The following is a 6,934-nucleotide window of genomic DNA, read 5'->3' on the forward strand; positions in this document are numbered from 1 at the left end:
AGTACTGACCGCGGTACCCCTTGAGACGACAACGGCAGCGCAGGCTGCCGTTGTCGTGCGGGGGACAGGTTGGCAATGTCGCTGGTTTATTCAATCAGCAGACTGGCCACAACCGGGAAATGATCGGAGGGATAGCGCTCACCATTGGAGTCAGTGAGCACGCCGTAGTCGAGCACGCGAATGCGCGGGCCGAGAAAGATATAGTCGATGCGTGCTTCAGGCGCTTTGCCAATAGCAAAATTATTGAAGGTTTCGGTAGGGCCGTAAGGTGGTGTCTCCGACACTGCGCGAGCATCCCGCAACGAGGCCTGCATGCGCTGGATTTGTATCGTGTCAGGGGTGGAATTGAAATCCCCCAGCGCAATCAGTGCGTCGCTGGAGTCTTGTTTCGCCAACCATTGCAACAGCAGGTTGGCCGATTCGCGGCGTGCAACCTGGCCTTCATGATCGAAGTGCACAGACACCACGGTCAGTGTGCTGCCGCTGCGCGTGTCACGCAGGCGCACCCAACTGGCCAGCCGGTTGCAGCAATGTGCATCCCAACCTTTCGACGGAACCTGCGGGGTTGGGCTGAACCAGAAATCGCCGTGTGCAAGCAAATCGAAACGTGCGCGGCGGTAAAAAATGGCGGAGTGCTCACCGGCTTGCTGGCCATCATCGCGGCCAACGCCAACGTGTGCGTATTCGGTAAGCGCCTCAAGGTCAGTAATCTGATTGGGAAGCCCTTCTTGGGTGCCGAATAGATCGAACCGGTGATAGCGGATCAGTGCTTTCACCGCGTCTCGCCGCTGCGCCCAAGCGTTGCGGCCATCAACGGGTGTATCCAGGCGCAGGTTATACGTGGCCACATGCAGTGGCTCCGGGGTGCCCGCCGTGGCGATGCTGGCAAGCAATGCCAGTGCCACTGTTGCCAGTCCCCGCAAGATGCCTTGTGGCTGCCGGAGTGAAGCGTGGATGAAACCGGATGGTTTCGACATGGCCGAGGCCCTACAGAGTTGCGAGGTTGAAGCCAAGCGGCCCGCCATTGGGCGGGCCGCTTGGGGGTTGCCTAGGGTCAGAACGAATAGCGTGCGCCGATCAGATATTGGCGACCGTACTCGGTGTATTCCTCCGGGAAGAACAGGCCTAGGCCGTTGGAATCGCTGACGGTGGTGCGGAATGGTTCGTTGTTGAGGTTATTGATCTGGAACAGCAGCGACAATCCGCGCAAGCGGCTGGCATCGGCAAAGTCGTAGCCAATTTGCATGTCCAGTGTGCGTTCATTACGGGTATAGCGATAGCTGCGCTGGCCGAAGATGTAGCTGTACTCACCGCGGTAGGGGTCACGGAAGCGTTCGCTGAGCCGGGCCGAGAAACCGTTGCGCTCGTAATACACGGTGGCATTCGCCACGATCTTTGATAAGCCGGGGATGGTGTCGGTACTTGAGCCGCCGGGGCCATCGGGGTCGATCGAAGACTCGGTGTACGAAACGTTGGCCAACATCCCAAAGCCGTTCAAGACTCGATGCAGCAATGCACCTTCCAACGCAAGACTGAATTCGGCGCCACGCATATAACCACCCTTGCCATTGGCAGGGGTTGAGAAGGTACCGATGTTGGACTGCGGTGGCACTGGTGTATCGAACTCGTAGCCGGTGAAGTCCCATGGAATCGTGCTGGTGTACACGTAGGATTGCAGATCCTTGTAGAACGCAGCCAAAGCGACATAGCTGGCTGGGCCGAAATATTTTTCAACCGAAAGATCCACGGAATTGGCACGGAATGGTTCTAGGCGCGGGTTGCCGCCACTGCCTGACCACTGGGCCACGCCATTGCCCACATTGACGCCAACGTTGGCATACGCACCCATGTCGTTGATGCGCGGGCGCATCTGTTCCTTGGCGGCGCCAAAGCGCAGATTCCAGCCATTGTTGAAGTCGAAGACCAGATTCAGGCTGGGCAGAACGTCGTTGTAGCTAGCACCTACGCCGTTGACATCTGCGGGACCGGTTGGAGTGATGCCGACGCCGTTCGATTTCTGGTTGGTGTGGATGTATTGGAAGCCGATATTGCCGCGCAGCTGGACATTGCTACCTAACGTGGTGTCGATATTGGCCTTGGCGTAGAACGTACCGATGTCCTCAAGGATGCCGTAATCCTTTTGCAGATCGTCGTTGGTTTCGCTCAGGTACACATGGTAATAGCGGCTCAACAGTGCACGCGGGTCGTAGGTAAGCACCTTGCCCATGCCGGCGAAGCCGAGGTCGGTAGGCGATTGCAGCAGGGAAGGATCCACCAGCATCGGCGTGCGTCCCGGCAGGTCGGCAAAATACACACTGGCCTGCTTGTTCTTGCTGCGGCGGCTGTAGTTGTAGCCGATGTCGTAGCTGGATATGAAGTTGTTGTCCAACGCCTGATTCATGGACAGCCTGAAGGCTTTGAGGGTATCCACTTGGCGGGAGTCTTCCATGCGGCCATCGTGGCCCCAGCCTTGCGCATCACGCAAATAGACGGTGGTTGGGCTGGAAAGATCCGGCAGGCCGTAATGGGCATAGCCCGGTGTCAGTGGGATGTTGAAGTCCACATTCAAGCCACCCAGCATGCCGGCGTAGGTTTCCAGCGTGGACTGATCGCGGATTGCGCGCGAATAGCTCAGGTCTGCGGCAAAGGTGAAGGCCCCGGTCTTGAACTCATTGTTCCAGCCGAATGCAGACAGGCTGTCATCGCGCAGGTTGTTGTCGTTGCGGATCACCGGCTGAATGCCGCTGAGGGTGCCGCTGGTGACCACCGGCGTACCGTTGTAATTGGTGGTGTTAGCGCTGGTATACGTGACGGCGCCGTTGTTCCACCACGGATCATTGGTCCACATCGCGCCGCGCATCCATTCGCTCTGGCTGAATTTGGAGTGATACGCATCGAGCACACTGTGCCAGCTGTCATTGGGCTTGAACTCGAGCACGGCCATCACGCCATCGCGATTGGAGTCGCGCGATTTGACCCAGGCTTCGGCGCCTTGCAGAGCAATCGCATTATCCGGTTTGGCGCCTTGTGGCGCGCCCCACAGCGTGGTGTTTGCCCACCACCAGGATTTGTAATGCTTTTCCTGGAATGGGGCATTCAGGCGGGCCACGCCGATCGCAACACCGATGGTGTTATTGGCAAATTGATCGATATACGACGCAGACATCCGATAGCCGGAGTCATGCCCGCCGGGGGTGATATTGCCAAACGAATTGCGCTCACCCTGGCCAGACACCACGATCTTGCGGCCTTGCACATCCAGTGGCCGCACTGTTTGCATATTCACCGTGCCGGACAACCCCTGGCCAACCAAAGACGCGTCGGGGGTCTTGTACACAGTGACGCTGTTGATCAGCTCGGCAGGGTATTGATCGAACTCCACGCCGCGGCTGTCGCCAGTGCTGACTTGTTCGCGGCCATTGAGCAAGGTGCCGGCAAATTGTTCGGACATACCGCGGATATGGATGACTTGGCCGTGGCCGTCCACGCGCTGCATGGTCAGGCCCGGCAGGCGTGAAATGGCATCGGCAATGCTGATATCCGGCAGCTTGCCGATGTCTTCCGAAGAGACCGCTTCAACAATGGAGGCGGATTCGTTCTTGGTTTCCACCGAGGTCGCAATACTGCGACGGATGCCGACCACTTCCACCTTGTCCAGCGTTGTCGTGCTGTCTTTGGCTTTTGGCTTCGCAGACTGTGCCTGGTTTGCGGGTGGTTGATCGGTGTTGCCGGCTTGCTGAGCCAACGCAGGAAGCGCCAAGACGGCGCTGCAGGCAATGGCTAAAGCACTGATGCGCGGCGCAAGGCGAGACGATGTTGTGTGGCGATGCTGTGATGTCGTATTGGTGTGATTGGCTGTTGGCATGGAAATCCCCTCCCGAAGTATTGACAGCGCTGTCATATTGAGGGCAAATACCCTGTGAATGTCAACAGGTTCGTGCAAAAAGATATGCGAGGATATGCAAATGCCAACAATTTCAATTGCTTGCGATTCGATGGCGGCGCGCTTCAGGCTGCCAGAACGCGGTGCGTGGCGGCCTGTCCGTGCTGCTGATGGCTGGGCTTGTCGAAGCTGGAGAGGGGGGCGACGGGGCATGGTGGCGGCATTGGCGCTCTTGCTGGCGGGCTGTGCAAGCCATCCCGCAGCGTGGGCGGAGCGCGCGTCAGTACAGGCAAGCGCGGATGTCTGGATAACGACCTCGGATCATCGGCAGTTGTTGGCCCATGCCAGCATTCCATCCGGCACGATCGATGCCAGTCACGAAGCCGTGAGCGTGATCGATGTTGCGCCAACGCAGCGGTTCCAACAGGTTGCAGGGTTTGGCGCGGCGTTAACCGATGCTTCGTCGTGGTTGCTGCAGCAGCGGATGACGCCGCAACAGCGGCAAGCACTGTTGCAGGAGTTGTATTCGCGCAAGAACGACGGACTTGGGTTTGCGTTCCTGCGGCTGACCATTGGTGCATCGGATTTTTCGCGCCACCACTACAGCTTGGATGATTCGCCAGACGGCAAGCCTGATCCACAGTTGTTGCACTTCAGCCTTGCGCCGAATCGCGAGGATGTCATTCCGGTTGCGCAGCAAATTGTGGCGATCAACCCGCAGTTGCGCATCATGGCCTCCCCCTGGAGCGCCCCGGCGTGGATGAAAGACAGTGACAGCCTGATCACCGGGCGCTTGCGGCCGGAGTATTACGCTGCGTTTTCGCGATATCTGCTGCGCTACATCGAAGCCATGGCCGAAGCGGGTGTCCGGATTGATGCATTGAGCGTGCAGAATGAGCCGGATTTCGAGCCGCGCGACTATCCGGGGATGCGGCTCAACGCGCCGCAGCGCGCACGCTTGATCGGTGATCACCTTGGCCCACTGTTGGCGCAGCACGCGCCGCAGGTGCAGCTCTGGGATTGGGATCACAACTGGGACAAGCCGGCGGAGCCTTTGGCGGTGTTGGCGGACCCGGTTGCGGCACGCTATGTGTCCGCGGTGGCGTGGCATTGCTATGGCGGTGATTCATCCGCACAAACCCGCGTGCATGCAGCGCATCCCACCTTGGATATGTACATGACCGAGTGCTCCGGTGGCGACTGGGAGCCGCTGCACACTGGCGGATTGACCTTGCAGGCCAGGCAGGTGCTGGTATCAACGATGCGTCATTGGGCGCGCGGTGTGTTGTTGTGGAACCTCGCTCTGGATGAAAGCAACGGCCCGCATACGGGTGGTTGTGGCAATTGCCGAGGCGTGGTGACCATCGACTCGCGAACTGGTGAGGTAACGCGCACCGATGACTACTACGTGTTGGCGCACGCCAGTCGATTCGTGCGCCGGGGTGCGTGGCGGGTGGCATCAACGGAAGGACAGGATGGCGTGGATAACGTGGCATTTGTGAATGCCGATGATGGCAGCCGCGTGCTGATTGTGGTCAATTCCAATCCCGAAACGCGACGCATTGGCGTGCGCGAAGGCGCACGTAGTTTTGAATGGGCGTTGCAGGGCAAGAGTGTTGCCACCTTGCGCTGGCACAGCGCGGCACACTGAAGCGGCCTTGTGGACAACACACGGCCGCAGCGACGGAGGGTGCTGCGTGGATAAGGTTATCGCGTTGGGCAATCCACCTTGTGGTCAAACTCGGTGCTGGCGCTGACCTTGGAGATTGCCAGTTGCACGCCATCACTTGCGTGCAGCGCAAAAGGCTGACGGAGCTTGCTGGTGTCGGCCCCGGCCACGCGCAGGCAACGCAGTTGAATACCGAGCCGTGTCCATTCGCCCCTGGGCAAGGTAGCCAGGGTGCTGCCAAGTGCAATCGTGCCGCTGCACCCATCGCCGCAACCTGCCGAAAAAAGTACCTTGCTGTCGAGTGGCAAAGCATCCACGCGCAATCGCGCCACCACGAAGACATCACCATTGGTCTCGCGGACCAAATCCAGTGGTGTATTGGCGTGCAGTTCCACCGCGCCCTCGCCATGGAAGGCAAACAGGCGCGCACCTTCCTGGATGTCGGTATTGATGGCACTCATGGCAACGCTGCCATCGGCACTGGCGGCAACCGGGTGAATCACATCATTGGCAACGCCATTGGCGCCAACCAGACGCAAGGTCAAGCCCGTTGCTGACACGCCGCGGTCAAACCAAACATTGCTGCGTGCCGCCATTGGGTCAAGACCGGGGTCTTCGGAGAGCATTGCCAGCGGCGCATGATCGACATAGCGCAGGCCATAGCCAAACGGGAACAGCGGGGAATAGTGTTTTTGGCCGATATTGTTGGCGTATTGGTCGGCACGCCGCGGCCATGAAAAACTCAGCCTGCCGTGGAAATCGTATTGCGGCGCACCGTCCTTGCCGCGCAGCAGGACGTCGGCAATACCCGCACCTTCCGAGCCAGGGAGCCATGCCGCTACGAAGGCATCAGCCGCATTGATTTCGCGATTGAGCCACAGCGGTCGCCCGCTCAAAAAGACGGCAACCACCGGGATGCCATCGGCTTTCAGGCGCCGGATCAATGCAAGGTCGCCCGACTTGCCGGCCTTGAACATGAGATTGGGAAGGTCTCCTTGGAATTCCGCGTAAGGGTCTTCGCCAAACACCACCACGGCCACATCGGGCTTGTGGGTGTAGTTACCGTCCACGGCCAGCTCCGCCTCACCACCCGCCGCAGCTACCTGCTGGCGAAAGCCATCCCAGATCGAATCGGCATTCGGGAAATCTGCACGTGTGGTGCCATTGCCCTGCCAGGTCAGCGTCCAACCGCCGGTCTGTTTGGCAAGATTATCGGCACCATCGCCGGCCAGCAAAATGCGCGCGTGTGGATTCAGCGGCAACAAGCCGTGGTTGTTTTTCAGCAACACCAGGGATTCACGCACGGCGCGTCTGGCCACGGCGCGATGCTCAGCAGAGCCCAGCAGTTCAAACTTGCGACCCAGCGCACGCTGTGACGGCTT

Annotated in this window: 4 protein-coding genes; 1 reads left to right on the top strand and 3 read right to left on the bottom strand. The window is 59.3% G+C overall.

Translation table 11 applies throughout. The features are described 5' to 3' along the window. Window positions 1–86: 86 nt before the first annotated feature. Entirely contained in the window at window positions 87–977 is an 891-nt protein-coding gene (locus QWB57_RS03785) for an endonuclease/exonuclease/phosphatase family protein (protein WP_223628828.1), read from the bottom strand. Window positions 978–1,054: 77 nt separating this feature from the next. Then, a complete protein-coding gene (locus QWB57_RS03790) occupies window positions 1,055–3,865 on the bottom strand; it encodes a TonB-dependent receptor (protein WP_288968395.1) in 2,811 nt (936 codons plus the stop codon). Between the two features lie 349 nt (window positions 3,866–4,214). Here QWB57_RS03790 and QWB57_RS03795 point away from each other — a divergent pair, with 349 nt between their 5' ends. Then, entirely contained in the window at window positions 4,215–5,534 is a 1,320-nt protein-coding gene (locus QWB57_RS03795) for a glycoside hydrolase family 30 beta sandwich domain-containing protein (RefSeq protein WP_223628824.1), read from the top strand. Window positions 5,535–5,590: 56 nt separating this feature from the next. Here QWB57_RS03795 and QWB57_RS03800 read toward each other — a convergent pair. After that, window positions 5,591–6,934 (bottom strand): glycoside hydrolase family 3 C-terminal domain-containing protein (locus QWB57_RS03800; protein WP_288968397.1); only part of this gene is annotated, 1,344 nt, incomplete at its 5' end.

Origin of the sequence: uncultured Thermomonas sp. (genome assembly GCF_937872235.1) — a bacterium.
GTDB classification, from domain to species: Bacteria; Pseudomonadota; Gammaproteobacteria; order Xanthomonadales; family Xanthomonadaceae; genus Thermomonas; species Thermomonas beijingensis.

Bases quoted from the DNA above. Each gene is read 5' to 3' on its own strand.
- QWB57_RS03785 (WP_223628828.1), bottom strand. From the start codon at position 977: ATGTCGAAACCATCCGGTTTCATCCACGCTTCACTCCGGCAGCCACAA.
- QWB57_RS03790 (WP_288968395.1), bottom strand. From the start codon at position 3,865: ATGCCAACAGCCAATCACACCAATACGACATCACAGCATCGCCACACA.